We start from the raw sequence: 26,401 nt of genomic DNA on the forward strand, positions 1-26,401 counted from the left end.
CCCATGAACCGCACTGCGGAAGAGATGTGGAATTGGAGGACGATGAGCGTGCCGCAACCAATCTCCCCCCTTGAGGGGGAGATGTCCGGCAGGACAGAGGGGGGTGAAAACCCCCAAGCCAATGACAGAGATCACGTCACAGGAGGAACTACCCATGAGCTCAGGTTTTTTCGGCAATACCCAGAAGATCAAATACGAAGGCGAAAGCAGCCGCAACCCGCTGGCTTTCCGCCATTACAACCCGGACGAAATCGTGTTGGGCAAGCGCATGGAAGAGCATCTGCGCTTTGCCGTGGCCTATTGGCACACGTTTACCTGGCCGGGCACCGATCCGTTTGGCGGCAACACGTTTGAGCGTCCCTGGTTCAAGGATACGATGGAAGCGGCCAAGCTGAAGGCCGATGTGGCGTTTGAATTCTTCCAGCTGCTCGGCGTGCCCTATTATTGCTTCCACGATGCGGACGTGCGCCCGGAAGGCGCAAGCTTTGCCGAAAACACGAAGAACCTCAACGAGATCGTCGATTACTTCGCGGAAAAGCAGGCCGCCACCGGCGTAAAGCTGCTCTGGGGCACGGCAAACCTCTTCTCGCACCGCCGCTATATGTCGGGTGCCGCCACCAATCCCGATCCGGATGTGTTTGCCTTTGCCGCGGCAACCGTGAAGACCTGCATGGATGCCACCTACAAGCTCGGTGGCGAGAACTATGTACTCTGGGGTGGCCGCGAAGGCTATGAAACCCTGCTCAACACCGATCTTGGCCGCGAGCTGGACCAGATGGGCCGGTTCCTCAACCTCGTCGTTGAATACAAGCACAAGATCGGCTTCAAGGGCACGATCCTCATCGAGCCGAAGCCGCAAGAGCCGTCCAAGCACCAGTATGATTATGACGTCGCAACCGTCTACGGCTTCCTGAAGAAGTACGGTCTCGAAAACGAGGTGAAGGTCAATATCGAGCAGGGCCATGCGATCCTTGCCGGCCATTCCTTCGAGCACGAACTGGCGCTGGCCAATGCGCTGGGGATCTTTGGCTCGATCGACATGAACCGCAACGACTACCAGTCCGGCTGGGATACTGACCAGTTCCCCAACAATGTGCCGGAAATGGCGCTCGCCTATTATCAGGTTCTGGCCGGCGGTGGCTTCAAGACCGGTGGCACGAATTTCGATGCCAAGCTGCGTCGCCAGTCGCTGGATGCCGAAGACCTGCTGATCGGCCATATCGGCGGCATGGATTGCTGCGCGCGTGGCCTGAAGGCTGCCGCACAGATGATCGAGGAGAAGGCGCTGTCCGGTCCGCTCGCTGCTCGCTATGCCGGTTGGGATGCGGCGTCCAACCAGGCCATGCTGCGCGGCGAGGAAAGCCTTGATGCGATTGCGGCCCGCGTTGCGGCACAAAACCTCAACCCGCAGCCGAAGTCCGGCAAGCAGGAACTGTTGGAAAACGTCGTCAACCGCTACGTTTGAGTGCAAAAATATGCCGGCGGGGGCTGGAGATTTCCCCCGCCGGCTTTAATTTGGATTTTGAACTGCAACGTTGCAGGAATTCTCGGGGAGGAGAAATCCATGAAGACGATCAAGGGCCCGGCCATTTTTCTGGGCCAGTTTGCCGGCGATAAGGCGCCGTTCGACAGCTGGGACGGCATTACCAAATGGGCGGCTGACAAGGGCTATGTCGGCGTGCAGGTGCCCAGCTGGGCCGGCCAGCTGATCGACCTCAAAAAAGCGTCTGAATCCAAGGACTATTGCGACGAGTTTGCCGGTGTGGCGCGCGCCAATGGCGTGGAGATCACCGAGCTTTCCACCCATCTTCAGGGCCAGCTGGTGGCCGTGCATCCGGCCTATGACGAGGCTTTCGATGGCTTTGCGGCACCTGAAGTACGTGGCAATCCGAAGGCGCGGCAGGAATGGGCGGTGGAGCAGGTGAAGATGGCGCTGAAGGCCTCGCGCCATCTGGGTCTGAAGGCGCATGCGACCTTTTCCGGCGCGCTCGCCTGGCCCTATATCTATCCCTGGCCGCAGCGCCCGGCCGGTCTTGTCGAGACGGCCTTTGATGAACTGGCGCGGCGCTGGCGCCCGATCCTCGATTTCGCCGATGAGCAGGGCGTCGATGTCTGCTACGAGATCCATCCGGGCGAAGACCTGCATGACGGCGTGACCTTCGAGATGTTTCTGGAGCGCGTCGGCAACCATGCGCGCGCCAACATGCTCTACGATCCCTCGCATTACGTGCTGCAATGCCTGGATTACCTCGACAATATCGACATCTACAAAGACCGCATCAAGATGTTCCACGTCAAGGATGCCGAGTTCAATCCGACCGGTCGCCAGGGCGTCTATGGCGGCTATCAGGGCTGGGTCGGCCGTGCCGGCCGCTTCCGCTCGCTGGGGGATGGGCAGGTGGATTTCGGCGCCGTGTTTTCCAAGCTGACCGCCCATGATTTCGATGGCTGGGCCGTGGTCGAATGGGAATGCGCGCTGAAAAATTCCGAGGATGGCGCCCGCGAGGGTGCGGATTTCGTGCGGGCCCATATCATCAAGGTGACTGAGAAGGCCTTTGACGATTTTGCCTCCGGTGGCACGGATGAGGCGGCCAACCGGCGCATGCTGGGGCTGTAGGTCGGGTTTTATATGTCAAGGACACCCCCCTCTGCCCTGCCGGGCATCTCCCCCTCAAGGGGGGAGATCAGCAGAACGGCTAGCGCCGCAATTCAGTGAAGCGAAGGTCCAAGTGCTAACTGCGGGCGTTCTTTACTCAAGGCATTAGCGTTTGATTGAGGCAATGGTGGTGCAACGGGTCAATCTCCCCCCTTGAGGGGGAGATGCCCGGCAGGGCAGAGGGGGGTGTCTCCCATCAGGTTACGACGAGGAGGAGAAACTCATGACCATTGAAGCCAACACGTCAGGGCAACAGCGCAGGGCCAAGATCCGCCTTGGCATGGTCGGTGCCTAACGGGATGTCAGCAAACGGCTTCAAGTGCGTCTATGTCACCCCGCTCCAGAATGGACAGGTTTGCTTCAACCTTATCAAGAGGCCAGTCCCACCAGGCGATCCGGAGGAGCCTTTTGATGATGCTGTCGGAGTAGCGCATGCGGATCAGCCGCGCCGGGTTGCCGCCCACAATTGCATAAGGCGGGACATCGCGCGTCACGACGGATTCCGCCGCCACGATCGCGCCATGGCCTATCGTGATGCCGGACATGATTGTGGCGTTGTGGCAGATCCAGACGTCGTGGCCGACAAGCGTGTCACGATAAGGCAGGTTGGCATAACCGAAGGTCTCGGGCTTGAAAATGCGGAAGGGATAGGTCGTGAAGCCATCCATCGGATGGTTGGCATCGGCGCTGATGAAGTAACTGCCGCGGGCGATCTGGGCGTATCGCCCAATGACCAGTTTTTCCCGGCTGGTGGGGAAGAGGTAAGGCGCAAGAATGCCCGCCGTTTCCTCAACCGTTCCCGAATGGGTGAAATAGCTGAAATCGCCGATCTCCATCCGGGGATGAGTGACCGCATGTTTAAGGTGGACGGTATCTTTATAGATGGTGCCGTCGGAAAGCGTGATGGGATGCAGGGCATCTGCATTGAGAAGAGGCATGACAGACCTTTTGTCCTGAGTTTTTCAGCGCGCCGCAGACTATTGCCAGCGCGCGATGGAGCGGTTCAGGAGCCTCAGCGGAGGCGGGTCGCAGTGTTCATTGCCGTTCTTCCTTCTGCAGGCTGCAAGACTAACCGAGATCGGGCCCGAAGGCTACTTTGAGACCAAAAAAATCCAAGGAGGAGAAACTCATGACTATTGATGCCAGCAAATCGGGTGAGCGCAGGCCAAAGATCCGTCTCGGCATGGTGGGTGGCGGGCAGGGCGCGTTCATCGGCGCCGTGCATCGCATGGCAGCGCGGCTGGACGATCATTATGATCTGGTGGCCGGTGCGCTGTCGTCCACGCCGGAAAAGGCGATGGCGTCCGGTCGCGAACTGGGGCTGGATCCGCAGCGCTGCTATGGCTCGTTTGCGGAAATGGCCGAGACGGAAGCGGCCCGCGAAGACGGTATCGAGGCTGTCTCCATCGTTGCCCCGAACCACGTGCATTTTGCTGCCGCCAAGGCGTTTCTGGAACGTGGCATCCATGTGATTTGCGACAAGCCGCTCACCTCCAATCTGGAGGATGCCAGGGCGCTGAAGGCGGTGGCCGACAGAGCCAGTGCCCTCTTCATCCTCACCCATAATTACACCGGCTATCCCATGGTGCGCCATGCGCGCGAACTGGTAGAAAACGGCGAACTGGGCGAGATCCGGCTGGTGCAGATGGAATATCCGCAGGATTGGCTGGCCGAGCCGGTGGAACAGACTGGTGCCAAGCAAGCCGTCTGGCGCACCGATCCGGCGCAATCGGGTGTCGGCGGCTCCACCGGCGATATCGGCACGCATGCCTATAATCTCGGCTGCTTCATTTCCGGCCTGGAACTGGATGAACTGGCGGCTGACGTGCACACCTTTGTCGAGGGCCGGCGGCTGGATGACAATGCCCATGTGATGCTGCGTTTCAAAGCCAAGGGGACAGAAATGCCCGCCAAGGGTCTGCTCTGGTGCAGTCAGGTGGCGACCGGCAACGAGAACGGCTTGAAGGTACGCGTCTATGGCACGAAGGCCGGTATCGAGTGGACACAGGCGGATCCGAACTATCTGTGGTTCACGCGTCTCGGCGAGCCGAAGCAGCTGATCACCCGTGGTGGGGCGGGCGCAGGAGCTGCTGCTGCGCGCGTCACGCGTATTCCATCCGGCCATCCGGAAGGTTATCTGGAAGCCTTCGCCACCATCTATTCGGAAGCCGCCGCTGCCATCAACGCTGCAAAAACGGGTGCTGTGGTTGATCCGGCCGTCGTCTATCCGACGGTTGATGACGGGGTGAAGAGCGTTGCCTTCGTCACTGCCTGTATCGAAAGCGGCAAGGCGAATGGTGGCTGGGTGAAGGTGTGATGTTTGCTGCCACATCCCTGCAACGTTGCAGTTTTTAATTCACCACCGTCTTCACGCAGATATGGGTTTGGTCTAAACCCTCGCCTTAGATTTTGGCTGGAGCCTGTGGTTTCGCCGGCCCATAGCCTGAGAGGTTATCCGCATGATCGATCCGAAAAAGCTGGCTGCCCGGTTTCCGGGAGATTTCCTGTTTGGCGTGGCAACCGCCGCCTTCCAGATCGAAGGGGCTTCCAAGACCGATGGCCGCAAACCGTCCATCTGGGATGCGTTTTCCAACATGCCGGGCCGCGTCTTCAATCGGGACAATGGCGATATCGCCTGCGACCATTACAATCGGCTGGATGCGGATCTCGATCTCATCAAGGACATGGGTGTCGAGGCCTATCGTTTCTCGATTGCCTGGCCGCGCATCATTCCAGAAGGTGTCGGGCGCATCAACGAGCTAGGCTTGGATTTCTATGACCGGCTGGTGGATGGCTGCAAGGCGCGTGGCATCAAGACCTATGCGACGCTTTACCATTGGGATCTGCCGCTTGCGCTGATGGGCGATGGCGGCTGGACGGCCCGCTCCACATCCTACGCCTTCCAGCGCTATGCCAAAGTGGTGATGGCGCGGCTGGGCGACCGGCTGGATGCGGTAGCGACCTTCAACGAGCCCTGGTGTTCCGTCTGGCTCAGCCATCTCTATGGCGTGCATGCGCCGGGCGAGCGCAATATGGAAGCGGCGCTGCATGCCATGCATTATACCAATCTCGCGCATGGACTGGCCGTTGAAGCCATTCGCCATGTGACGCCGAATGTGCCGGTCGGCCTGGTACTGAACGCGCATTCGGTCGTGGCGGGTTCTGATAGCGGTGAGGACAAGGCGGCAGCTGGGCGTGCCTTTGATTTCCACAACGGCGCCTTCTTCGATCCGGTCTTCAAGGGCCAATATCCGGAAAGCCTCGTTTCGGCACTCGGTGACAGGATGCCGGTGATCGAGGAGGGTGATCTTGCTGTCATCAGCCAGAAGCTCGATTGGTGGGGACTGAATTACTATACGCCGATGCGTGTTCTGGATGAGCCGAGCGAGGGCGCGGAATTTCCGGCAACGAGACCCGCCCCCTTCGTCAATCCGGAAAAGACCGATATCGGCTGGGAGATTTTCCCGTCGGCCATGACTGATCTCGTCACCGAGCTTTATGCCCGCTACGACCTGCCGGAATTGTACATCACCGAAAATGGCGCCGCCTATAATATGGAAGTGGTGGATGGCGAGGTGGATGACCAGCCGCGGCTGGATTACTATGCGCATCACCTGTCTGCCGCTGCCGATCTGGTGCGTGACGGCTATCCGCTGAAGGGCTATTTCGCCTGGAGCCTGATGGACAATTTCGAATGGGCGGAAGGCTACCGGATGCGCTTTGGTCTCGTGCATGTGGATTACGACACTCAGATCCGCACGGTGAAGAAAAGCGGCAAATGGTACCGGGAACTGGCAGCGCTGTTTCCCAGCGGCAATCACAAATCTGCATAATCCGTCAAAAAGACGAGATTTTAACCGCTAGCGCGCTATGCGGTATATCTGCACTCTCAGGTTGGTTACCAAAAAGTGCCTGCTTGTCCGTCGTCAGCGCGCCTTTATTTAAGGTGCGTCATACGCAGCAAAGCGCTCCCCTACCGGAAGCTCTGCGGTATCCAAGCTGAAAGTGAGAAACATGCTTCTCGAAAAGCTCAACTGGCGCTATGCCACGAAAAAAATGGACCCGTCGAAGACGGTTGCCAAGGACAAGGTCGATCGGATTGTCGAGGCTGCACGTCTGGCGCCCACCTCCAGCGGGTTGCAGCCCTTCGAAGTCTACGTAGTCACCAATCCGGAAGTCCGGGCCCAGATCCAGGCCGTGGCCTGGAATCAGGCGCAGGTGACCGAAGGCTCGCATCTTCTGGTGTTTGCCGCCTGGGACAATTACACGGCAGAGCGCATCAATGAGATGTTCGATCTCGTCAATGCGGAACGCGGCTTTACCAGCGAAGGCTGGGAAAACTATCGCAAGATGCTGCTCAACTCCTATCCGGGCCGTGACCCGCAGGTGAATTTCGAGCATGCCGCCCGCCAGGCCTATATCGGCTTTGGCATGTCTGTCGCCCAGGCAGCCTTCGAAGGCGTGGATGCGACCCCGATGGAAGGTTTCGAGCCGGAAAAGGTCGATGAAATTCTCGGCCTGAAGGCTCGCGGCCTGCGCTCCGTCACGCTTCTGCCGCTCGGCTATCGCCAGGCCGATGGTGACTGGCTGGCCAGCCTGAAAAAGGTGCGCCGCGCCACGGACAAATTCGTCACCGAAATAGCCTGATCCGGTCTCCGGTGCCACGTCTTGCGACATGGCACCGGGTTTGCGCAGCATTTTTCCGGAAATTGGCGATTTTTCGAAACGGAATTCCTCGGAATCTGTAGGCTCGGATGCGATAAGCTGACATATGATCGTGCGGCACGGCAATCGGGCCTCGCACGGAACAGGGAAGCATCAGGGATGTTCAAGCGGCGTACCATGCGTCGAATGTGTTGCTCGCGGTAAACCGAGCCACGCCCTGATCTTGCCGTCCTGCGGCACCCATTGAAGAGTTCATCCATGCTTGCCATCCCTACAGCCACGCCGCCGGTGCGCGATAGCGCAACCTCTGTGGTGCCCGAGGCGTCTTTATCCGTGCCGACCATGGTCGCCTTCCAGGGTGTGACCAAGCGCTTTGCCGATCGTGGCGGGCAGGGCGAGTTCACCGCCCTTGCCGGCGTTGATTACACCGTGCCGAAGGGCGCGATCACCGGCATTATCGGTCGCTCGGGTGCTGGAAAATCCACGCTGATCCGGCTGGTCAACGGCCTTGAAGTGCCAAGCTCTGGCTCGGTTCTCGTGGATGGCGTCGATGTCACCGGGCTGGATGAAAACGGGTTGCGCAGCTTGCGCCGGCAGGTCGGCATGATCTTCCAGCATTTCAATCTGCTTTCCTCGCGCACCGTCTATGACAATATCGCCCTGCCGCTGGAAATCGCCGGCTTCGACCGCCGCGCCATCAAGGCGCGCGTGCAGCCGCTGATCGATCTCGTTGGCCTTTCCGACAAATCCGGTCGCTATCCGGCGGAATTGTCGGGTGGTCAGAAGCAGCGCGTCGGCATTGCCCGCGCCCTGTCGACCGAGCCGAAGCTGCTTTTGTCGGATGAGGCGACCTCGGCACTCGACCCGGAAACCACGCAATCCATTCTCGACCTGTTGAAGGCCATCAATCGCGACCTCGGCCTGACGGTTCTGCTCATCACCCATGAAATGGAAGTGGTGAAAACCATCGCATCGCATGTGGCGGTGATCGACAAGGGCCTGATCGTTGAAAGCGGACGCACCTTTGATGTCTTTACCCGGCCGGCACACGAGACGACGCGCGCACTTCTGTCCGGTCTTGCCGGCACCAAGGTTCCCGAAGCCATCACCCGCCGGCTGAAGCCGATGGCCGGTGCCGGCGACCGGGTCTATACGCGGCTCACCTTCTTTGGCGCGACGGCGGAACAGCCGCTGATCTCCCGGCTGATGAGCGAGCTTGGATCGGACGTCAACATCATCACCGGCACGATCGACGAGATTGCCGGCGAGCCCTATGGCTCGCTGGTCGTCTCCTATGCGGCCGATCCTTCGGTGACAGTGCGCGCCGATGACTTCTATCGCCAGACCGGCCTTTCCACGGAGGTGCTCGGCTATGGCGCCTGATATGCTGCTTGCCCTTCTCTGGAAGGCACTCGTCCAGACGATCCATATGGTGACGGTTGCCGGTTTCATCGGCACGCTGATCGGGCTTCCCATCGGCGTCTTCCTCGCCAATAGCGGCAAGGGCGAGCTGTTTGCCGCGCCGATGACCAACCGTATCGTCGGGCTGGTCGTCAATGCGACGCGCTCGACGCCCTTCATCATCCTCGTCGTGGCCATCATTCCGTTTACCCGGATGATTGCCGGCACCTCGATCGGCACCAGCGCTGCCATCGTGCCGCTGACTATTGCCACCATTCCCTTTGTCGCGCGCCTTATCGAGGCGGCCATCCGCGAGGTGGATCGCGGCCTGATCGAGGCGGCGCGTGCCATGGGTGCAAGCCGCTGGCAGATCGTCACCAAGGTGCTGATCGCCGAAGCAAGGCCGGGCATCACGCTTGCCCTGACGCTCACGCTCGTCAGCCTCATCGGCTACTCGGCCATGGTCGGTGCGGTCGGCGGCGGCGGTCTGGGCGATCTCGGTATTCGCTATGGCTACCAGCGCTTCATGCCGGAAGTCATGCTTGCCGTCGTGGTGGTGCTGGTTCTGCTGGTGCAGGCCGTGCAGAGCGCCGGCGACGGGCTTGCGCGGCGCTTCGACAAGCGCAACCGCCACGGCTGATCTTCCACACGTCACAAGAAACCCATTCATCCAGGAGAAACATCCATGAAGAAGCTCGTTATTGCGGCCTCGCTGGCCGCCCTGTTTTCCGCCGGTGCGGCGCTCGCCGAAACCATCAAGATCGGCGTGACGCCCGGTCCGCATGCGCAGATCATGGAACAGGTGAAGAAGGTTGCCGCCGAAAAGGGTCTCGACCTCGATATCCTCGAATTCTCCGATTATGTCGTGCCGAACCAGGCACTGGCCGATGGCGACCTGCAGGCCAATTCCTTCCAGCACCAGCCCTATCTGGACAACCAGGTGAAGGACCGCGGCTTTGCGCTGGTCAGCGTCGGCCAGACCGTTAACTTCCCGATGGGCATCTATTCCAAGAAGGTGAAGAGCCTCGACGAGCTGAAGAACGGCGCCTCGGTTGCCATTCCGAACGACCCGACGAATGGCGGTCGCGCTCTGCTGATTCTGGCCGACAAGGGCCTGATCAAACTGCGCGAAGGCAAGGGTCTCAAAGTGTCCCCGGCCGATGTGGTTGAGAACCCGAAGAACCTGACATTTGCGGAACTCGATGCCGCACAGCTGCCGCGTGCGCTGGATGATGTGGATGCCTCTGTCATCAATACCAATTACGCGCTGGAAGCCGGCCTTGACCCGGCCAAGGACCCGATTGCCCGCGAAGGCGAAAAGGCCCCCTATATCAATGTCATCGCCGTTCGCGCGCAGGACAAGGATGCGCCTTGGGTGAAGACGCTGGTAGACTCCTATCACAGTGTGGCGGTGAAGGATTTTGTCGCCAAGCAGTTCAAGGGCGCCGTGCTCGCTGCCTGGTAAGACCGCATCTATTACTTTGAAGTCGGCCTTCCCGTTGCCACGGGGAGGCCGTTTTGATGTGAGACATCAGCTCCTGGCAGTCATTAATGCAAAGTGAACACTTTGTCGGCATTCTGATGGGACTTGCCAGGACCTTTAAATGCGGTTTGTCCCCTCTCATCTGAAGCAATCCGCTGCGACTTTGGATCGACGTTCGGCCGTCCGTTCCATGCTGCTGATTTTTGCAGCCGTCATGGTCTGCGTGTCGGCCATGGTGTTTACCGCGCTGGATCGTGTGGGCCACTACGCCAACCAGCTTGATGAAGAACGCTCGCGCGAGGCGGTGACTGGCGCAATTCAGACGTTCCGCGACCAGTTGACCGCTACTTTGCATGATTACGTCGCCTGGGATGACGCGGTCACCCATACGCAAGACCCGCTGGATCTTGAATGGCTGCAACGCAATTTCGGCATGATGAGCTATCAGAGCGAACTGTTCGATGTCGTGATGGTTCTGGATGGCGCTGGCAAGCCGGTCATCGCCTATTCGGAGGGCAAGCCGATCGTGAGCGCCATTCTGAGCAGCTATATGACGCCGGATGCCTGGCTTCTGTTCAAGCGTGTCGCATCGGGCAAGGCGGACGCTGTTCCAGAGGCCAGCAGTTTCGTCAGCACCATCAAAGGTGTGGCCGCAGTCGGTGTAGGCCTTATCCGCCCGAGGATGGCCGTAGACGCCGAACGCCCGTCGCCGAGCTATTACGTTGTGATGATGCGCCATCTGAAGGGCGTTTCTCTCGAGCGCCTGTCGCGCGCCTATGTGCTGCCCGGCCTGCATATGGCCGATGTCGAGATCGACGGGACGCACCGGGTGGATATCAAGGGCCCGGATGACAAGCCGTTCACGGCGCTTGGCTGGGTGTCGCGCTCGCCAGGCGATACGAGCCTTGCCCAGGTGCGCCCGCTGGTCTGGTGCGCGGTCGCCATGATTGCCATCTATATGTTGCTGCTCTTCGTCACCGGCAGCCAGGCTTTGTCGCGGTTGAGCGCCGACGAGGCGGCGGCCGTTAAGCTGTCGCTGACCGACCGGCTGAGTGGGCTGCCGAACCGTGCGGGCCTGTTTGCCGGCATGGCGGACCTGGTGGACAAGGCACAGAGGGACAACAAGGATGTGGCGCTGCTCTACCTGGATCTCGACGGCTTCAAGGAGGTCAATGACGCCTATGGGCATGCGACCGGCGATCTTCTGATCCGTAGCGTTTCAGCCGGCCTTCGCGTTCTGGTGGGCGAAGGCTCGGTGCTGGCGCGGCTCGGCGGTGATGAATTTGCCATTTCCTTTGCCGGTTTTGATGTGCACAAGACAGCCATTGAGCTTTCCGAACGGGTGCTGGATTTCCTTGGCGAACCGCTCACCATTGGCGAGCGGGTCGCGGTCATCGGCTGCAGCATCGGGCTTGCCGTTTCCAGACGCGGGCTGGTGCCGGGCGAGGAACTGATCCGGCGTGCCGACATGGCCATGTACCGCTCCAAGGAAGATGGGCGCGGACGCTGGACGCTCTATGATCCGTCGATGGACGAGGAGCGCGAGGAGCGCAATCTTCTCGAACTCGATCTGCGGGCGGCGATCGATCGCCACGAGATCACCGTCTCCTACCAGCCCGTTGTCGATGCGCGCACGCTGAGGATTTCCGGCGTCGAAGCGCTAGCCCGCTGGAACCGCGATGGCCATGGGCCTGTGTCGCCGGATCTGTTCATTCCGATTGCGGAAAGCACGGGTCTGATCGATATGCTCGGCCTTTGCGTTTTGCGCAGCGCCTGCCTTGCGCTCAAATCCTGGCCGGACCTGACCCTGTCGGTCAATGTTTCGCCGGGGCAGTTCCGTGATCCGGCTTTCGTCGGCCATGTGGCGAAACTGCTTGAAGATACTGAGGTCGATGCCGCGCGGCTGACGCTGGAGATGACGGAAACCTATTTCGTGCAGAATCCGGCACGGGCTCGCCAGACGCTTGATCTCCTGCGCAAGACAGGCGTGAAGATCGCGCTCGATGATTTCGGTTCCGGCTTTTCCAGCGTCGGTTATTTGCGCCAGTTCGGCTTCGATCGCATGAAGATCGACCGTTCGCTGGTGCAGTCTGTCGGTGAAGGTGGTCGCGCACTGGAAATGCTGCGCGCCACGGTGGCGCTCGCCCGTTCGCTCGATATGCCGGTAACGGCGGAAGGCGTTGAAACCGAAGCGCAGGCCATGGCACTGCGGCTGGCCGGCTGTGACCTGCTCCAGGGTTTTTTGTTCGGCAAGGCGATGGCGGCGGCCGATATCGACCGCCTGCGCATGTCAGGCCCGCTGTTCACGCTGTCGAATACCGGCTGATACGGGCACGCCGGTCGCTCGTCTCTCGATCGGTCCTAGGCGTCGACTGTCTCGCGCACATCATCCAGCAGAAAATGCACGACCACATAGTGCGTCGTATAGGGCTTGCCGCTGTCGGACACGCTCTCCACACTGCCGCCATCGGACGGGTGCCAGCTCCGGTAGTGCGGATTGTTGGTGATCAGCGTGATCGCTTTGCCCGAAAACCGTCCATTCAAACGATAGCGCGCTTCGGCAAGAGGCCAGATCTTCTCGAAATCCTGCTGGCTGATCACAGCTTTCAGGGCTTTCCGGGTTATCGTCTGACTGGGTGAAATCATGTCTTTCACCGTCGGCAGTACATCGATCTCAACCTCTTCCGCATTGTTCAGCAGAAAAGCATAGTCGTCTGGCCACATCCGTCTCACGTATTGCTCCTCCCAAAGCTATCCGTCCTCAACATGGTGAGTGTAACGGTTCTGCTGTGAGAGGCAATGCGAATTGAGATCCTCTAGGATCCCAGGTGCCGTGCGCCGCGCTGTCTGGCAAGCGCGATCTGAAATTGCCGCTGGCGGTAGCGATCACGATCGGCTTCCGTGCGCGTGTCGTAGCAACTGGGGCAGGACACGCCTTCCTCATATTTAGGCGAGGTCATCACTTCGGGCGTGATCGGTTCCCGGCAGGCATGGCATAGCTTGTGCTCGCCCTCTTTCAGCCCATGGGTGACGGAAACGCGCTCATCGAAGACGAAGCAGGCGCCTTCCCAGAGGCTTTCTTCCTGCGGAACCTCTTCCAGATATTTGAGAATACCGCCCTTCAGGTGGTAGACCTCATCGAAACCCTGCTGCTTCATGAAGGCAGTTGCCTTTTCGCAGCGGATACCGCCTGTGCAATACATGGCGATCTTCGGCTTGTTGTGCAGGCCGGTATTGTTCTTCACCCAGTCCGGAAATTCGCGGAAGGTCTTCGTCTTCGGATCGACGGCGCCCTTGAAGATGCCGATCGCGGTCTCGTAGTCATTGCGCGTATCGATGACGATGGTTTCCGGATCGGCAATCAGCGCGTTCCAGTCCTTTGGATCGACATAGGTGCCGACGATCTGGTTGGGATCGATATCCTCGACACCCATCGTGACGATTTCCTGCTTCAGCCGCACCTTCATACGCAGGAAGGGCATTTTGGAAGCGCGGCTTTCCTTATGCTCCAGATCCTTGAATTCCGGCTGTGCCCGCAGATAGGCAAGCACGGTGGCAATGGCCTGATCACTGCCGGCAATGGTGCCGTTGATGCCTTCGCGCGCCAGAAGCAGCGTGCCCTTCACTCCGTTTTCATCGCACAGCGCCTGCAGCGGCTCGCGCACGCCTTCATAGCGCTCGAACCGCGCAAAGTGATAGAGCGCGGCAACGAGGGAGGAACCGGCTTGGGGCCCGGCAGCGGTCGAAGTCAGAATGTTGGTCATGGCTGGCGAAATACTGCCTCTTTGCCTGCGACGCAACGGTTTTCACCGGGCGCTTAGCACTTTGCCTTTCGTCAAGACATGGCAATTGCCCGGTGTTGAAAACGAAAAACCCCTCCCGCGCGGGCGGAAGGGGTTGCCTTGCAATCAGGTTTTTGAGACGTCAGGCGGCGCGGGAATAGCGGCTGCGCTCGGCTTGCAGATCAAGGGTGAACTTCACCATCAGTTCGCTGAGGCGTGTCGCTTCTGCCGCAAGTGATGCGGAAGCTGCGCTGGTTTCCTCCACCATGGCGGCGTTCTGCTGCGTGCTCTGGTCCATGTGGTTGACGGCCGTGTTGATCTCGGCGAGCCCTGTCGACTGTTCACGCGCCGAGGTGGCGATGGCGCTCACATGCTCGTTGATGGTGATGATGAGTTGGCCAATGCCCGTTAGCGCCGAACCGGTATTGGACACATGCTTGACGCCGGCTTCCACCTCGTTGGTGGAATTCTGGATCAGCGTCTTGATCTCGCGTGCTGCATTGGCAGAGCGCTGCGCCAGTTCGCGCACTTCCTGGGCAACAACGGCAAAGCCCTTGCCGGCCTCACCAGCGCGGGCGGCTTCCACGCCGGCATTCAGCGCCAGGAGGTTGGTCTGGAAGGCGATCTCGTCGATGACGCTGATGATCGAGGAAATCTGCGAGGCGCTCGCTTCGATGCGGCTCATGGCTTCGACGGCCTTGGCAACCACTTCGCCCGATTTGACCGCGCTGTCATTGGCTTGGGTCGCCACGCGGCGGGCCTCTTCCGTCAGATGCAGCGAGGAGGATACATTGCTGGTGATTTCTTCCAGAGCTGCTGCTGTTTGCTCAAGCGAGACGGCCTGCTGTTCCGTGCGGCGCGACAGGTCATTGGTGTTGCTGGCAATGTCCTTGGTGCCGGCATCGATGTTCAGGGCAGCGGTGACGACGACGGACATGGTCTGGCGCAGCTGGCGAACGGCGGCGTTGAAATTGGAGCGCAGCTCTTCATATTCTGGCGCAAAGCGGTCTTCGATCTGCACCGTCAGGTCACCATTGGAGAGCGCGCGCAGGCCGGCGGCAAGACCGCCATTGGCGCGGGTCATCGCTTCCAGCCGCGCATGATCGGTCTCTTCCTGGGCGCGGTGCTTCTGTTCCATCAGTTCGCGGTTGCTATCGGCATCCTGGCGCAGCTTGACGGACTGATGCACGCTTTCCTTGAAATACTGGACGGCGCGCGACATGTCGCCAATTTCGTCGCTGCGATTCTGATTGGGCACCAGTGTTTCCAGCGCGCCGCTGGACAAACGGTTCATCACGCCCGAAAGCGAGACGAGGGGCTGGGTGATGGAGCGCAGAAGGACGGCGAGCGCCAGTGCCGAGACGATCAGCGTCAGGGCTGCAATTGCGGCAAGGCCGGTCAGTGAGGCCCAGGTATTTTCCATGATCGAGGCGCTGTCGAAGGCCAGCACCATGGTGCCGATGGTCATTTCCTTGCCTTCTTCCACATGCTTCAGTGGCACGATCGAGAAGCGCAGCGCGCCGCTGTCATCGGCGGCAGTCGTTGCGGCAAGCGCTGTAATGCTTGCGGAAACAGCGCTGGCCTCACCGGAGGAGAAGAAGGTCTTGCCGGTCGGATCGACCACCACGGCGGCACGGAAATCGCTATCGGTCGTGGCCGGCTGGAAGGTCGCGTCCGCAAGTCCCTTGTCGAACTGCCAAAGCGCTGTCGAGGCGCCGGCTGTCGTCATCGAGCTGGTCAATTTCACCTTGTTGTCGAACATTTCGCGGGCGCCTTCGGCCTGCGACCAGCCCGAATAGAGGCTGAGCGCTGTCGAGCCGATAAGAATGAGCGCGAGCGACGGCAACATCACCTGCATGCGAATGGATTTGCTCTTGAACATGGTCAAAGTCCTGAAAATTGCGAAATGGTGATGGCGGAATGAAAGGCGGCTTGCAGCGTCATTTCTTCGGGTCGAACCAGTATTTCGCATCCATCGACAGGATGTCGTCCGGCAGGTTCGGGTTTGGGATCTTGATCAAGGTGCGGCTCTTGAGATTGCCCTTGTCGAGCGCCAGCTTGATATCCGGATAGGACAGGAAGGTTTCCTCGAACGAGCCATCCTTCCAGGCGGTTTCCAGCCCGCGCATCAGGTCGTCGCGCAGTTGCGGCCGGGATTTCGACACATAGAAGATCGAGGCGGAGGGATATTGCAGAACCAGCGAGGTCTCGACCGCAAGGTTCGGCAGTTCGGCAACCTGCTTGGCCTGCTCGTTCAGCGCCTCGTTGACGCCGCGGGCGAAGTAATCGCCGCGCCTGCCGATCGTCATGCGGTAGAGGTTCTTCTGCGGGCCGGTGCGCACCGTGAGTGATGATGCACGCAGCACATCCACATCGGCCCAGCCGGTTCCCTGCAGCGCTATGAAATTCTTCAGGCCGGCGAGGTCCTTGACCTTGCTGAATTCGCTCTGGCGCGCCCCGTCGATCAGAAACAGACGGTGGCCGCCGAGACCCATGTCTATGGGGAAGGGCACGGAGAGCAGCTTGGCCGAAACCGATTTTGCGGCATTGACCCAGGCAATGTCGATCTTGCCACCATTGGCGATGGCATCGACCATGCCGGCATTCGAGCTGTAGCCGGTGGGTGAGGGTTTCAGGACATAGGGCGTGCCGGACTTTTCGATCGCAAGCTTGAGAACCTCAAAGCCGAGGGTCTTCTCCCTATTACCTGTAGAATTATAGTAGATGTCCAGGTTTTCCTGCGCCTGAGCGGGGCTGGAAAGGCACCAGGCAGCCATGACCATCATGCAGATTTTGCGACTTGCGATACCAAATGTCGATGATAGGAAGCCATTGCGCCGGAGCGATCCTGGTTTTCGACAACGCCCGGAGAGCAAAGGCGCCCGGTGCTTCGCATGGGCGGCATTTCGTTCACCGACCTGGTCGCAATCCTCGACCGATACCAGAGCATCGCTCTCCGGCATGCTTCTTGCCGGATGAACGTCTCCGGTCCCACGCAATAGATTCCTATCGTCGATACTTAGCATTAGCACCACTTTTCCCCCGTAGAGCACAGTGGAGCTTGTGAGTGGCGGATTAAGGATGGATAAACGCCGGATGCAAGATCCTGCATCACAGCGCTATGATTTCGCCAAATTCCTGACTTTAGGTCACGATAAACGCCATCCTGCTGCGCGGTCCCGATCAAGGGCAAGCTTTCTCACGCCGTCGCTGCCTTGCTCCACAGCACGCTGATGATGACGGCTTCGCGTTCCGGGTCATCGGCAAACACCTGGGCGGCGAGCGCCAACGCCTGTTCGCGCACCGTCTGCTGACGGTTGATGATTGCCCCGAGCAGCAGTGCCAGCGTATCGCTGTCGCCGAACATGTCCGGGCTTTCATTCACGGTTTGCGTCAGCACGGTCAGATCGTGCTCGTGTCCCAGCAGATCGACAAGCTGTTTTGCTTCCTCCTGCCGTGCTCGCATGGCGGCAGGCCAGATCTCGCGCAGCAGTGTCAGGTGCATCCAGGAGGTCTGGCCGCATTTGCGCAGATCGTGGAAGGCCTCCGCCGTATGCGTTTCCAGGCAGTGCGCCAGCGCTAGCCGCGCCTTGTGGGATTGCTTTTTCCACACTTTGGCGAGCCGTCTTGCCGTGCGACCGCGTCCATCGGCAAGATCCAGTCCATCGAGCGCCTCCATCGCCGCCCGGCAGGTTTCGACGGCATGATCGATTTTCTGCGGCAGGTCGCTCTCTTCACTCGAAATGCGATCGCGTCGCGCCACCAGCGTGCGGGAGGCAAAGGTGAGGGCGGCAAATTCTTCCGCCGATACGGCCACCTGCGCCAGATAATCCATGGTCTCCACGAGCGCCGTTGCATCACGCACGGCAGAGAGCGTGTGGGCCATGTCGCGGATGCGGGCGTTTTCAGCGCGCCGGAAGGCCTTCGCATCCGGCTCCACCAGCCGATAGAGAGCCCGCAGGCGCTTGAACCGCTTGCGCGCCGCATGGATGGCCGCATGCGGGCCGTCCGGCTGTTGCGTCAGTGTGGTGATAGCAGCCGAAAGCTGGTCTTTCGCCACCGCCAGAAACTCTGCGCGAAACGGTTTAGCGGGTCTGATGCGAAAGGCCATTGCCGTGCTCCGGATGCTCGGTTGCCATGACCATATTGGAATAGCGCCGGTCGCCGGTCACCTCACGGCCAATCCAGTCGGGAAGGTGCGGCGTGTCGCTCTCGCTTTTCATCTCCACTTCCGCAACGACGAGCCCGCGATAGACGCCGTTGAACGCATCGACCTCCCAGGTAAAACCTTCATGCGGAACGATATAGCGGGTCTTTTCGATGACATTGCCGACTGATCCCCCGATCATTTCCTCGGCGTCGCGGATCGGGATCTCATATTCGTATTCGTCGCGGGTCACCAGATGGCGGCCAAGCTTGACGGTCAATTGCGCACGCGTGCCGTCAATGATGCGCACCCGCACATTGCGGTCCTCCCCGATCGCCACATAGGCCTGCACGATCCGCAGGCTCGCAGTGGCCTGTGCCCGCCAGCTGTCCGACAAGACAAGGAATTTGCGTTCAATTTCTTTCGCCATGCCGCTTGCCTCAATGTGACAGCGCTAACCTATTGCAAAGGCTCAAGTCGTGCCAGAGCGGATTCCGTAGCGGCAGAACGTTTTTTCTCGACAGTCCAATCGCCTCGCGGTATTCCAGCCAAGGTTTTCAATCGTTTCAATCCGTGAAAAGCGGGAGGTAGTTCATGAGCGCCCAGACCGGTAACAAGACCGATAATTTGCTTGCCATCCTGAAGCTGCAGCCGGTCGTGCCGGTTCTGATTGTCGATGATGCGGCCTCGGCCGTGCTGCTTGCCCGCGCGCTGGTTGCCGGCGGGCTGAAGGCAATCGAGATCACCATGCGCACGCCGGCAGCGCTCGATGCGGTCAAGGCCGTGGCAGCGGAAGTGGAAGGCGCGCATGTCGGCGCCGGCACCATTCTCAACGCGCGTGATTTCGATGCCGCCGTCAAGGCCGGTTCCACCTTCATCGTCAGCCCCGGCGTTTCGCCGGGCGTCTTGTCGGCTGCCAAGGGCTCGCCCGTGCCGCTTCTGCCGGGTGCCGCCACCGCCAGCGAAGTGATGACGTTGCGCGAGGCAGGCTTTGGCGTGCTGAAGTTCTTCCCCGCTGAACAGGCCGGCGGTGCCGCCTATCTCAAGGCTCTGTCGTCTCCGCTTGCCGGCACGCTGTTTTGCCCGACCGGCGGAATTTCGCTGAAGAACGCCCGCGATTACCTCTCGCTTCCCAATGTCGTCTGCGTTGGTGGTTCCTGGGTGGCGCCGAAGGAACTGGTGGCCGCCGGGGATTGGGCTGGCATCACGAAACTGGCATCGGAAGCAGCGGCGCTTAAGGGCTGATTGCCTTTGTAAAACCGCCAAGGCTTCCTATCTCTCCCTGAGATTAACAGGGAGAGATATGATGTTCGACGCCAAGAAGCTTCTTGACCAGTTCCTCGGCTCGCAGATTCCGGGCCTTTCCGGAACGCTCAAGGGCCGGGCCGGACAGGCAGGTGATCTCGCACGCAACAATCCGATGAAGGCAGCCGGTCTGGCCGCAGCGCTTCTGGGCACCAAGACGGGCCGCAAGCTGGCCGGCAATGTCGCAACGCTTGGCGGCGTGGCCGCTGTCGCGGGTCTCGGTTATCTTGCCTACAGGAATTACCAGTCGGGCCAGGCGCCGCAGGGCGTGCCGCAGGATATCAAGGCGCTGGCACCACCGGTCGGGTCGCCCTTCAACCCGCAATCGTCCGAGCTGACCAATGATTTTGCCCTGACCCTGCTGCGCGCCATGATTGCCGCGGCCAAGGCCGATGGCCATATCGATGCCTTCGAGCGCCAGTCGATCATGGAAAAGGTGCATGCGGTGGATCTGGGTGCGGAAGCCGAAGCCTTCCTGTCGCGCGAGCTTGCTGATCCGATCGATCTCGATGCGCTGGTGGCGGCAGGGCGCACGGAAGAGCAGCGGGTGGAGATCTATACGGCCTCGCGGCTTGCCATCGATCCCGATACGCGCGCCGAGCGTGGCTATCTCGATCTTCTTGCCGGACGGCTGCGCCTGCCCGACGCGCTGATCGACCATATCGAGGCAGCTGTCTCCTCGGCCAAGGTCTCGCTCTGATTTCGCGCAGGCTTGCAAAGGCTTTGGGTGCGGCGTTCCGGCGATTGCCTTTGCCGCGCCCCTCGCTTAATCCTCTGTCAAAATGAGGGGGATGCGATGCGTGATCTGACAGAATTCAAAGGGTGCCCGGCGCCTTCACCCGTGCGGCTCGAAGGCCGGTATGTGATTGCCGAGCCCTATGAGCGGGCAGTCCATCTCAACACGCTGTGGGATGCGCTGGGGGGCAACGAGGGACTGAATGACCTCATCCGCTTCTTTCCCAACCCTCTCTATCAGGCTCCGGAAGAATTCGCCGGCTGGCTGGACGGCATGAACCGCGATGGCCGGCTGATCACGCTCGTCTTTCGCGACAAAGAAGATGGCGAAGTGGTCGGCATGGCAAGCTATATGCGGGCTGATCCGGCCAATGGCGTCATCGAAGTAGGCTCGGTCGCCCATGGAGCGGGCATGAAACGCTCGCCGCTCTCGACCGAGGCGCATTACCTGATGGCCCGCCATGTGTTTGAGGATCTCGGCTATCGTCGCTATGAATGGAAGTGCCATAACGAGAACGAACCGAGCAAGGCGACCGCGCTGCGCTACGGTTTCACCTTCGAGGGCGTTTTCCGCCAGCATATGGTATCCAAGGGTGCCAACCGCGATACGGCCTGGTTTTCGATGATCGATGGGGAATGGCCGATCCTGTCCAAGGCATTCGAGGCTTGGCTTTCGCCGGAGAATTTCGACGGTCACGGCCACCAGCAGCGGCGGCTGGAGGATATTCGTTCCGAACTGCAGGGTGAGGTGTGATGATGAACGACAATCAGAAGCCGGGTGGAACGAAGCCCGGTACGAGATCGCCGGCGATTGCCGCAGCCGTCATCTTTTTCGGCTTCCTGATGCTGTTTTTCGTCATGCCGTCGATCATGACATGGCTGGCTGTGTTTTCGCCCTGGCTTGCGGCAGGCTTCGGCGCTCTGGCCGTCCTGTCCTTTTTCCTGATCTTCTGGCTGCGCGCTCGTTACCAGCGACGCCACCAGCCGTGACGTCGTCGGCCGCCTTCAGGCCTGAAGTGCGGCTCCAAGCAATGCCAGACCCATCAACAGGATGAACACGGCGCCGCCGATCTCGACGCCGATGGTGATGCGGCCGGCGGCGCGCGAACCCTTGCCGGCATAACGCACCGCCAGATCCTTGGCCGATACGGCGACCATGGCGAGGATCGACACCGTGATGGCAGTGCCAAGCGACATGAACAGAACCGAGAGCGCGCCGCCCAGATAAAGCCCGTTTAGGATCGAGAAGCTCATCACCAGAATGGCGCCGGAGCAGGGACGAAGGCCGACCGCGATAATGGCCGACCAGGCCTCCTGCAGGCTGAAATCGCGCCCGCCCAAAGCCTGGGGATCAGGCATATGCATCTGGCCGCAATCCATGCAGTAGCTGCCGGCCGAGAGCGTGGAATGATCGTGTTCCTCATTCACCTCAATGGCGCGAAACTGTAGGCCTGTCGGACCGGCGCCCGGCGATGCATTGGCAAAGATTGGTAGCGAGGAGGATAATCCGCGCAGGGCATAGAGCTTGCGGGCGAGAAGCCAGGCGCCGAACAAAGCGATCATGGCAAAGCTTGCTACTTCCATGGCCTGTGTGGCACGCGTCATGGTGATGCCGCTGCCGCGCAAGACCACATAGGCGGCGGCCACCAGCAGGATGGCAACGAGGCCCTGCAACAGGGCCGAGACGAGCGAAATGGCAATGCCCCGCTTCAGCGCCGTCTCATTGGCGATCATATAGGTGGAAATCACCGCCTTGCCGTGGCCGGGGCCGGCGGCATGGAAGACACCATAGGCGAAGGACAGGCCAAGCAGACCCTGCAGCGCCCAAGGGTCCTCGCGCATGGCCTTCAGCGAACCGGTCAGCGCCCGGTAAAAGGTCTGCTGGTGAGCATTGATCCAGGCGAAAAAGGGCCCGAGAAATCCGCCGGTGTTGAAGGAGGGTTCCGCCGAGCCGACGCCGAGCGGCGACTGCGCATGGGCGGTGGCCATGAGACCCAGGCTGATCAACAGGGCCAGCGAAAGCATACGACGGTTCAGCATGTCACCTCCAGACGGGTGGCAAACAGCTTCGTCATGTCGGTTCCCGTCGGATCGTTGAAGAAGGCGTCGGTCAGGCTGTTCTTGTTCTGGGCGATCACCTCGTCGGGATCGGGCCGCACCACTTTGTGCTTGCAGGCGGCAAAGGCCTTGCCCTCGGGCACCAGGTCGCCATCGGAGGGGAAGTCCACGGCAGTGTAAAGCGAGGGATCGTAGATGCCGAATGTCATCGTGCCCTTCAGATGCACGGGCTGCGTCGGCTTGACCGCAAAGAACACCAGAACCTGCTGGTCCTGATAGCTGACATGGATCACGTCCGGCTTGGCAATGGGGATGTTCTTGCCGTTCTGGGTGATTGTCGTGAAATAATGGAAATCCTCCAGCGAGGTTCGCATTACCTCGCCAAGCTCTGCCAGTTCCTTGTCGTCCAGTTTTAGATCGGTGTTCTTGTCGAAATCCAGAAGCACGCTGGAGGAAAACATTTCGTCGAAGCGCCAGACATTGCGCAGTTCGGAAATCGTTCCGTCATCGGCCGACAGGACTTCCATCCGCGCTTCCACGAAGATGTGCGGATGCGCAAGCGCCGGAAGCGGCGCCAGCAGGAATGCAGCGGCAAGAAGCCACTTCTGATAGGTCATGAGCGTTTCCCGAACCGGTTCGCAAGCGGTGTGACTGGCAAATGGGACGGAATTTCGTCACACGTCAATCCTGCTCGGTCTGCGTCTTGCGAAACCACAAGGACAGGAAGTCGACAAAGCTGCGCACCTTGGCCGGCAGGTAGCGGCGATGGGGATAAACGGCATAGATGCCGCGATCCTTCATCACATAGTCGTCGAACAGCGCCACAAGCGCGCCCGATTGGATATAGGGCAGGACGATGAAATCCGGCACCATGGCAACGCCAAGCCCTGCACGTGCGGCTCTAAGCGTTGCCTGTGGGCTGTTGACCTCGATGGAGCCGGAGACGGGTACCGAGAAATGGCTGCCATCGAGGTCCTGGAAACGTATATTGTTATGCGAGCGCGTGTTGGTGTCTATGATCACCGGCTTGCCGGCCAGATCCTGCGGATGGTTGAAAGGCCCGTAGCGGGCGACATAATCGGCCGTTGCGCAGGCATAGACGCGGAAATCCGAAAGCTTGCGGGCGATCATGCCCGAATCTTCGAGCTTGGTGATTCGAATCGCCAGATCGAAGCTTTCCTCGATCAGGTCGACGAATCGATCCTCTGCGACGATTTCCAGAGAGACATCCGGATGACTGACGGCAAAATCGATCAGCGACTGGCCGATTTCCGCATCGATGAAGGTGCGTGGCACGGAAATCCGCAGCCGTCCCTTGAGGTCTGCATTGTTCTCGCGCACCAGGTCGGCGAGATTGTCGATCTCCTTCAGGATGTCGGCAGCCGTGCGGAAATAGGTGTGGCCGGCCTCCGTCAGCGAGAATTGCCGGGTCGTGCGGTTGAGCAGAAGCGCGCCGAGATCGTCTTCCAACTCGCGCACATACTTGGAAAGCAGGGCCTTGGAGCGGCCGGTGCGGCGTGCGGCGGCCGAAAAGCCTTCCGCTTCCACCACGTCGATGAAGGCCCGCATCCGCGTCAAAGTATCCACACTCACGTCCCTTTTCTGTTTCAGAACCTAGGTGGAACCTTACGTCGGCTTCTGCAATGTGATTTTTGCGGGCGCGGCTAAAAAACCGCTTGATTATGACCGGAAATATTCTTATCTCCCGGTCAGCCCAAAGTCGCACGTGCCCATGGGTGTCCGCCGACCCTCTATTTGGTGAGGTCATCGGTAAGGTACCTGGAATTAACCCCTCCAGTCGCTATTCCGGCCATCCGGGAAATGCGAGGACATCTGAAGCAACGACGGTGCGGGCCTTTTTGTTCTCTCCCGGCTTTCCAACAGCCGGGGTTACTGAAGAGGCACACCATCATTGCCGGAAGTGCGGTAGGGACCTCCCTCCAATCCATGGCAGACAAAGCCGGATTATCGTTCTTGGCAGAGCGTTGATCCACTTATCGCGCGTTTGAGCGTGTCAAGGAACCGGTGTCTCCACCGACTGGTTTCTGGCGCATGCTCAGCCGTCCTTTGTCCTCCGGTTCGTAGCCGGAGCCTTGAGATTTGGAAGGGACTGACCATGACCACTCAACGCATCCTCGACTTCATCAAGACCCAGCGTCCCGAAGGTCCCTACCTCGTGGTTGACCTCGACGTCGTGCGCGACAATTACAACGCTTTCCGTCATGCCCTGCCGGATAGCGCCATCTATTACGCTGTTAAGGCCAATCCGGAGCCGGAAATCCTGAAGCTCCTGGCTTCGCTGGGCTCCAATTTCGATTGCGCTTCGGTTGCCGAAATCCAGATGGCCCTCAATGCCGGCGCGTCTCCTGCCCGTGTCTCCTATGGCAACACGATCAAGAAGGAGCGCGACATTGCCCGTGCCTTCGAACTCGGCGTTGGCCTGTTTGCCGTCGATAGCCATGAGGAAGTCGAAAAGATTGCCCGTGCAGCCCCTGGCGCCCGTGTATTCTGCCGCGTTCTGACCGATGGCGAAGGCGCCGAGTGGCCGCTGTCGCGCAAGTTCGGCTGCGTGCCGCAGATGGCCGTCGATGTTCTCGTCTATGCCCACCAGCTGGGTCTCGAATCCTATGGCGTCTCGTTCCATGTCGGTTCGCAGATGACCAAGGTCGATGCCTGGGATGCAGCCCTTGCCGATGCCAAGCGCGTTTTCGCGCAGCTCGCCAAGCAGGGCATCGTTCTGCAGATGGTCAATATGGGCGGCGGTTTCCCGACCAAGTACCTGCGCGACGTGCCGTCTGCCGAAGCCTATGGCCAGGCAATCTTCGCATCGCTGCGCAAGCACTTCGGCAACAACCTGCCCAAGACGATCATCGAGCCGGGTCGCGGCATGGTCGGCAATGCCGGCGTCATCAAGGCCGAGGTCATCCTCGTGTCGCGCAAGTCGGACAATGACGAACACCGATGGGTCTTCCTCGATATCGGCAAGTTCGGCGGTCTGGCCGAAACCATGGACGAGGCGATCCGCTACCCGATCCGCACCGAGCGTGACGGCGATGCACTGGAGCCTTGCGTTCTGGCCGGCCCGACCTGCGATTCGGCTGACGTGATGTATGAGAAGAACATGTATCCGCTGCCGATCTCGCTGACGATCGGCGACGAAGTTCTGATCGAAGGCACCGGCGCCTATACGACGACCTATTCGGCGGTTGCCTTCAATGGCTTCGACCCGCTGAAGGCCTATGTCATCTGATTTTTGACGCGGGCTCCGGCCATGTGCCGGAGCCACACATCACCCTGATCTGATAGAGCCGTTTGAACGGTTTTGAGCTTCGGAGGCCAAAATGGCCGCTGTTCTTGACGCTGTGCGCGCATTGTTTGCGCCCCATACTTTCACCATCTGCGAAGAAACGCCGGCGGATGTTGTCGCGCGCGAAAATCTGCTCGATCGCGCCATGGGTGCGGATCGCCGCAAGAAGTCGTCCGAGGCCCTGCGTCGTGGTCGTGTGCCGGCCGAAGGGCTGGCGCTCGTGGCGCGTGACGCGCGTGGCCATGTCATCGGCACCGTGCGCCTGTGGAATGTCGAAGCGGGCGTGACGCCCGGCGGTCAGCCGGTCGATGCGCTGCTACTCGGGCCGCTTGCCGTGGATGGTGCGCATGAAGGCAAGGGCATCGGTGCGGCCCTGATGCGCGCGGCCATTGCGGAAGCGCATGCCCGTGGCCATGGCGCGATCCTCCTGGTCGGCGATGCGCCCTATTACGAGCGTTTCGGTTTCTTTGCAGGCGCTGCGCAGCATCTTCTCATGCCTGGTCCGTTCGCCCGCGAGCGGTTCCTCGCGCTCGAGCTGAAAGCCGGCTGGCTTGAGGGTGCTGCCGGAATGTTGACCGCCTCCGGGCGCAAGCTGTCGCAGCCGATGTTCCGCCGCGCCGCCTGACCGCTTCTGATTCTACCCTCTCCAGTCGAGCCCTTCCTTCGCATCCACGCGGGGAAGGGCTTTTTCGTTTGTGCAATCTGGCGGCGGAATCTGTGGCATTATTGCATCGCCTGTCGCTCGTGCGATGGCAAGCTGGCCGGCCAGCTGATCATTGTCAAGTCTGCTTGACCAAGATCAAGTCTCTGAAAAGCCTTGATGTTAATCCTCTCCCCATCGAATTTGACGATGCGTTTCAAG

The 26,401-nt window shown here is 60.1% G+C and carries 25 protein-coding genes; 15 read left to right on the plus strand and 10 right to left on the minus strand.

What is annotated here, in order from left to right; genetic code table 11:
* The first annotated feature begins 154 nt into the window (after nucleotides 1-154).
* Complete coding sequence (gene xylA, locus E8M77_RS15130; RefSeq protein ID WP_137131466.1) at nucleotides 155-1,465, plus strand: xylose isomerase; 1,311 nt, start codon at nucleotides 155-157, stop codon at nucleotides 1,463-1,465.
* Between the two features lie 99 nt (nucleotides 1,466-1,564).
* Nucleotides 1,565-2,617, plus strand: a complete 1,053-nt coding sequence (locus tag E8M77_RS15135; RefSeq protein WP_137131467.1) for a sugar phosphate isomerase/epimerase — start codon at nucleotides 1,565-1,567, stop codon at nucleotides 2,615-2,617.
* A 341-nt stretch (nucleotides 2,618-2,958) separates the two neighbouring features.
* Here the strand turns inward: E8M77_RS15135 and E8M77_RS15145 are convergent, their stop codons facing one another.
* Nucleotides 2,959-3,594, minus strand: a complete 636-nt coding sequence (locus E8M77_RS15145; RefSeq protein WP_137131468.1) for a CatB-related O-acetyltransferase — start codon at nucleotides 3,592-3,594, stop codon at nucleotides 2,959-2,961.
* 191 nt (nucleotides 3,595-3,785) lie between these two features.
* Here E8M77_RS15145 and E8M77_RS15150 point away from each other — a divergent pair, with 191 nt between their 5' ends.
* The 7 genes from E8M77_RS15150 (at nucleotide 3,786) to E8M77_RS15180 (ending at nucleotide 12,531) form a co-directional block, all read left to right on the plus strand.
* Nucleotides 3,786-4,973: a Gfo/Idh/MocA family oxidoreductase gene (locus tag E8M77_RS15150; RefSeq protein ID WP_137131469.1), complete on the plus strand. Its 1,188-nt coding sequence runs from the start codon at nucleotides 3,786-3,788 to the stop codon at nucleotides 4,971-4,973.
* A 142-nt stretch (nucleotides 4,974-5,115) separates the two neighbouring features.
* On the plus strand, nucleotides 5,116-6,489 hold the full coding sequence (locus tag E8M77_RS15155) for a GH1 family beta-glucosidase (protein ID WP_137131470.1): 1,374 nt from the start codon (nucleotides 5,116-5,118) through the stop codon (nucleotides 6,487-6,489).
* A gap of 181 nt (nucleotides 6,490-6,670) precedes the next feature.
* Complete coding sequence (locus E8M77_RS15160; RefSeq protein WP_137131471.1) at nucleotides 6,671-7,303, plus strand: NAD(P)H-dependent oxidoreductase; 633 nt, start codon at nucleotides 6,671-6,673, stop codon at nucleotides 7,301-7,303.
* Between the two features lie 360 nt (nucleotides 7,304-7,663).
* Complete coding sequence (locus E8M77_RS15165) at nucleotides 7,664-8,704, plus strand: methionine ABC transporter ATP-binding protein (RefSeq protein WP_137131772.1); 1,041 nt, start codon at nucleotides 7,664-7,666, stop codon at nucleotides 8,702-8,704.
* Nucleotides 8,694-9,362 carry a methionine ABC transporter permease gene (locus tag E8M77_RS15170; protein WP_137131472.1) on the plus strand — a complete coding sequence of 223 codons (669 nt, stop codon included), beginning with the start codon at nucleotides 8,694-8,696 and terminating at the stop codon, nucleotides 9,360-9,362. The genes E8M77_RS15165 and E8M77_RS15170 overlap by 11 nt, the downstream gene beginning before the upstream one ends.
* Before the next feature lie 45 nt (nucleotides 9,363-9,407).
* On the plus strand, nucleotides 9,408-10,187 hold the full coding sequence (locus tag E8M77_RS15175; RefSeq protein WP_137131473.1) for a MetQ/NlpA family ABC transporter substrate-binding protein: 780 nt from the start codon (nucleotides 9,408-9,410) through the stop codon (nucleotides 10,185-10,187).
* A gap of 208 nt (nucleotides 10,188-10,395) precedes the next feature.
* Entirely contained in the window at nucleotides 10,396-12,531 is a 2,136-nt protein-coding gene (locus E8M77_RS15180) for a bifunctional diguanylate cyclase/phosphodiesterase (protein ID WP_246659277.1), read from the plus strand.
* Between the two features lie 35 nt (nucleotides 12,532-12,566).
* Here E8M77_RS15180 and E8M77_RS15185 read toward each other — a convergent pair whose 3' ends face one another.
* The 6 genes from E8M77_RS15185 to E8M77_RS15210 form a co-directional block, all read right to left on the minus strand.
* Nucleotides 12,567-12,929, minus strand: a complete 363-nt coding sequence (locus E8M77_RS15185) for a hypothetical protein (RefSeq protein ID WP_137131773.1) — start codon at nucleotides 12,927-12,929, stop codon at nucleotides 12,567-12,569.
* Nucleotides 12,930-13,021: 92 nt separating this feature from the next.
* A complete protein-coding gene (locus E8M77_RS15190) occupies nucleotides 13,022-13,969 on the minus strand; it encodes a rhodanese-related sulfurtransferase (protein WP_137131475.1) in 948 nt (315 codons plus the stop codon).
* A gap of 160 nt (nucleotides 13,970-14,129) precedes the next feature.
* Nucleotides 14,130-15,869, minus strand: coding sequence for a methyl-accepting chemotaxis protein (locus E8M77_RS23915; RefSeq protein ID WP_205910492.1), 1,740 nt, complete (start codon nucleotides 15,867-15,869; stop codon nucleotides 14,130-14,132).
* A 58-nt stretch (nucleotides 15,870-15,927) separates the two neighbouring features.
* Nucleotides 15,928-16,773 carry a diguanylate cyclase gene (locus tag E8M77_RS15200; RefSeq protein ID WP_137131477.1) on the minus strand — a complete coding sequence of 282 codons (846 nt, stop codon included), beginning with the start codon at nucleotides 16,771-16,773 and terminating at the stop codon, nucleotides 15,928-15,930.
* Nucleotides 16,774-17,186: 413 nt separating this feature from the next.
* Nucleotides 17,187-18,098 carry a CHAD domain-containing protein gene (locus tag E8M77_RS15205; protein WP_137131478.1) on the minus strand — a complete coding sequence of 304 codons (912 nt, stop codon included), beginning with the start codon at nucleotides 18,096-18,098 and terminating at the stop codon, nucleotides 17,187-17,189.
* Nucleotides 18,073-18,564 carry a CYTH domain-containing protein gene (locus E8M77_RS15210; protein WP_137131479.1) on the minus strand — a complete coding sequence of 164 codons (492 nt, stop codon included), beginning with the start codon at nucleotides 18,562-18,564 and terminating at the stop codon, nucleotides 18,073-18,075. Before E8M77_RS15210 ends, E8M77_RS15205 begins: the two co-directional genes overlap by 26 nt.
* A gap of 164 nt (nucleotides 18,565-18,728) precedes the next feature.
* Here E8M77_RS15210 and E8M77_RS15215 point away from each other — a divergent pair, with 164 nt between their 5' ends.
* The 4 genes from E8M77_RS15215 to E8M77_RS15230 all read left to right on the plus strand — a co-directional run bounded on the left by E8M77_RS15215 (nucleotide 18,729) and on the right by E8M77_RS15230 (nucleotide 21,164).
* The gene (locus E8M77_RS15215; RefSeq protein ID WP_137131480.1) at nucleotides 18,729-19,379 is read left to right on the plus strand and encodes a 2-dehydro-3-deoxy-phosphogluconate aldolase; all 651 of its coding nucleotides are present in this window, start codon (nucleotides 18,729-18,731) and stop codon (nucleotides 19,377-19,379) included.
* A gap of 61 nt (nucleotides 19,380-19,440) precedes the next feature.
* Entirely contained in the window at nucleotides 19,441-20,139 is a 699-nt protein-coding gene (locus E8M77_RS15220; protein ID WP_137131481.1) for a tellurite resistance TerB family protein, read from the plus strand.
* A 96-nt stretch (nucleotides 20,140-20,235) separates the two neighbouring features.
* A complete protein-coding gene (locus tag E8M77_RS15225) occupies nucleotides 20,236-20,928 on the plus strand; it encodes a GNAT family protein (RefSeq protein ID WP_137131482.1) in 693 nt (230 codons plus the stop codon).
* Between the two features lie 2 nt (nucleotides 20,929-20,930).
* Nucleotides 20,931-21,164 carry an intracellular growth attenuator family protein gene (locus tag E8M77_RS15230; protein ID WP_137131774.1) on the plus strand — a complete coding sequence of 78 codons (234 nt, stop codon included), beginning with the start codon at nucleotides 20,931-20,933 and terminating at the stop codon, nucleotides 21,162-21,164.
* Nucleotides 21,165-21,179: 15 nt separating this feature from the next.
* Here the strand turns inward: E8M77_RS15230 and E8M77_RS15235 are convergent, their stop codons facing one another.
* The 3 genes from E8M77_RS15235 to E8M77_RS15245 form a co-directional block, all read right to left on the minus strand.
* Complete coding sequence (locus E8M77_RS15235) at nucleotides 21,180-22,214, minus strand: nickel/cobalt transporter (protein WP_137131483.1); 1,035 nt, start codon at nucleotides 22,212-22,214, stop codon at nucleotides 21,180-21,182.
* The gene (locus E8M77_RS15240; protein WP_137131484.1) at nucleotides 22,208-22,849 is read right to left on the minus strand and encodes a DUF1007 family protein; all 642 of its coding nucleotides are present in this window, start codon (nucleotides 22,847-22,849) and stop codon (nucleotides 22,208-22,210) included. Before E8M77_RS15240 ends, E8M77_RS15235 begins: the two co-directional genes overlap by 7 nt.
* Nucleotides 22,850-22,913: 64 nt before the next feature.
* On the minus strand, nucleotides 22,914-23,819 hold the full coding sequence (locus E8M77_RS15245) for a LysR family transcriptional regulator (RefSeq protein ID WP_137131775.1): 906 nt from the start codon (nucleotides 23,817-23,819) through the stop codon (nucleotides 22,914-22,916).
* Between the two features lie 529 nt (nucleotides 23,820-24,348).
* Between E8M77_RS15245 and odc2 the strand changes: the two genes are divergently transcribed.
* Together odc2 and E8M77_RS15255 are read left to right on the plus strand one after the other, a co-directional pair.
* Nucleotides 24,349-25,482: an ornithine/lysine decarboxylase gene (gene odc2, locus E8M77_RS15250; RefSeq protein ID WP_137131485.1), complete on the plus strand. Its 1,134-nt coding sequence runs from the start codon at nucleotides 24,349-24,351 to the stop codon at nucleotides 25,480-25,482.
* Nucleotides 25,483-25,573: 91 nt separating this feature from the next.
* Nucleotides 25,574-26,164, plus strand: coding sequence for an N-acetyltransferase (locus tag E8M77_RS15255; protein WP_137131486.1), 591 nt, complete (start codon nucleotides 25,574-25,576; stop codon nucleotides 26,162-26,164).
* The last annotated feature ends 237 nt before the right edge of the window (nucleotides 26,165-26,401 follow it).

Origin of the sequence: Rhizobium sp. FY34, from assembly GCF_005222845.1 — a bacterium.
Lineage (GTDB): Bacteria > Pseudomonadota > Alphaproteobacteria > Rhizobiales > Rhizobiaceae > Neorhizobium.

Excerpts from the sequence above, each read along its gene's own strand:
- xylA (WP_137131466.1), top strand. The coding sequence starts at position 155 with ATGAGCTCAGGTTTTTTCGGCAATACCCAGAAGATCAAATACGAAGGC.
- E8M77_RS15135 (WP_137131467.1), top strand. The coding sequence starts at position 1,565 with ATGAAGACGATCAAGGGCCCGGCCATTTTTCTGGGCCAGTTTGCCGGC.
- E8M77_RS15145 (WP_137131468.1), bottom strand. The coding sequence starts at position 3,594 with ATGCCTCTTCTCAATGCAGATGCCCTGCATCCCATCACGCTTTCCGAC.
- E8M77_RS15150 (WP_137131469.1), top strand. The coding sequence starts at position 3,786 with ATGACTATTGATGCCAGCAAATCGGGTGAGCGCAGGCCAAAGATCCGT.
- E8M77_RS15155 (WP_137131470.1), top strand. The coding sequence starts at position 5,116 with ATGATCGATCCGAAAAAGCTGGCTGCCCGGTTTCCGGGAGATTTCCTG.
- E8M77_RS15160 (WP_137131471.1), top strand. The coding sequence starts at position 6,671 with ATGCTTCTCGAAAAGCTCAACTGGCGCTATGCCACGAAAAAAATGGAC.
- E8M77_RS15165 (WP_137131772.1), top strand. The coding sequence starts at position 7,664 with ATGGTCGCCTTCCAGGGTGTGACCAAGCGCTTTGCCGATCGTGGCGGG.
- E8M77_RS15170 (WP_137131472.1), top strand. The coding sequence starts at position 8,694 with ATGGCGCCTGATATGCTGCTTGCCCTTCTCTGGAAGGCACTCGTCCAG.
- E8M77_RS15175 (WP_137131473.1), top strand. The coding sequence starts at position 9,408 with ATGAAGAAGCTCGTTATTGCGGCCTCGCTGGCCGCCCTGTTTTCCGCC.
- E8M77_RS15180 (WP_246659277.1), top strand. The coding sequence starts at position 10,396 with ATGCTGCTGATTTTTGCAGCCGTCATGGTCTGCGTGTCGGCCATGGTG.
- E8M77_RS15185 (WP_137131773.1), bottom strand. The coding sequence starts at position 12,929 with ATGTGGCCAGACGACTATGCTTTTCTGCTGAACAATGCGGAAGAGGTT.
- E8M77_RS15190 (WP_137131475.1), bottom strand. The coding sequence starts at position 13,969 with ATGACCAACATTCTGACTTCGACCGCTGCCGGGCCCCAAGCCGGTTCC.
- E8M77_RS23915 (WP_205910492.1), bottom strand. The coding sequence starts at position 15,869 with ATGTTCAAGAGCAAATCCATTCGCATGCAGGTGATGTTGCCGTCGCTC.
- E8M77_RS15200 (WP_137131477.1), bottom strand. The coding sequence starts at position 16,773 with ATGATGGTCATGGCTGCCTGGTGCCTTTCCAGCCCCGCTCAGGCGCAG.
- E8M77_RS15205 (WP_137131478.1), bottom strand. The coding sequence starts at position 18,098 with ATGGCCTTTCGCATCAGACCCGCTAAACCGTTTCGCGCAGAGTTTCTG.
- E8M77_RS15210 (WP_137131479.1), bottom strand. The coding sequence starts at position 18,564 with ATGGCGAAAGAAATTGAACGCAAATTCCTTGTCTTGTCGGACAGCTGG.
- E8M77_RS15215 (WP_137131480.1), top strand. The coding sequence starts at position 18,729 with ATGAGCGCCCAGACCGGTAACAAGACCGATAATTTGCTTGCCATCCTG.
- E8M77_RS15220 (WP_137131481.1), top strand. The coding sequence starts at position 19,441 with ATGTTCGACGCCAAGAAGCTTCTTGACCAGTTCCTCGGCTCGCAGATT.
- E8M77_RS15225 (WP_137131482.1), top strand. The coding sequence starts at position 20,236 with ATGCGTGATCTGACAGAATTCAAAGGGTGCCCGGCGCCTTCACCCGTG.
- E8M77_RS15230 (WP_137131774.1), top strand. The coding sequence starts at position 20,931 with ATGAACGACAATCAGAAGCCGGGTGGAACGAAGCCCGGTACGAGATCG.
- E8M77_RS15235 (WP_137131483.1), bottom strand. The coding sequence starts at position 22,214 with ATGCTGAACCGTCGTATGCTTTCGCTGGCCCTGTTGATCAGCCTGGGT.
- E8M77_RS15240 (WP_137131484.1), bottom strand. The coding sequence starts at position 22,849 with ATGACCTATCAGAAGTGGCTTCTTGCCGCTGCATTCCTGCTGGCGCCG.
- odc2 (WP_137131485.1), top strand. The coding sequence starts at position 24,349 with ATGACCACTCAACGCATCCTCGACTTCATCAAGACCCAGCGTCCCGAA.
- E8M77_RS15255 (WP_137131486.1), top strand. The coding sequence starts at position 25,574 with ATGGCCGCTGTTCTTGACGCTGTGCGCGCATTGTTTGCGCCCCATACT.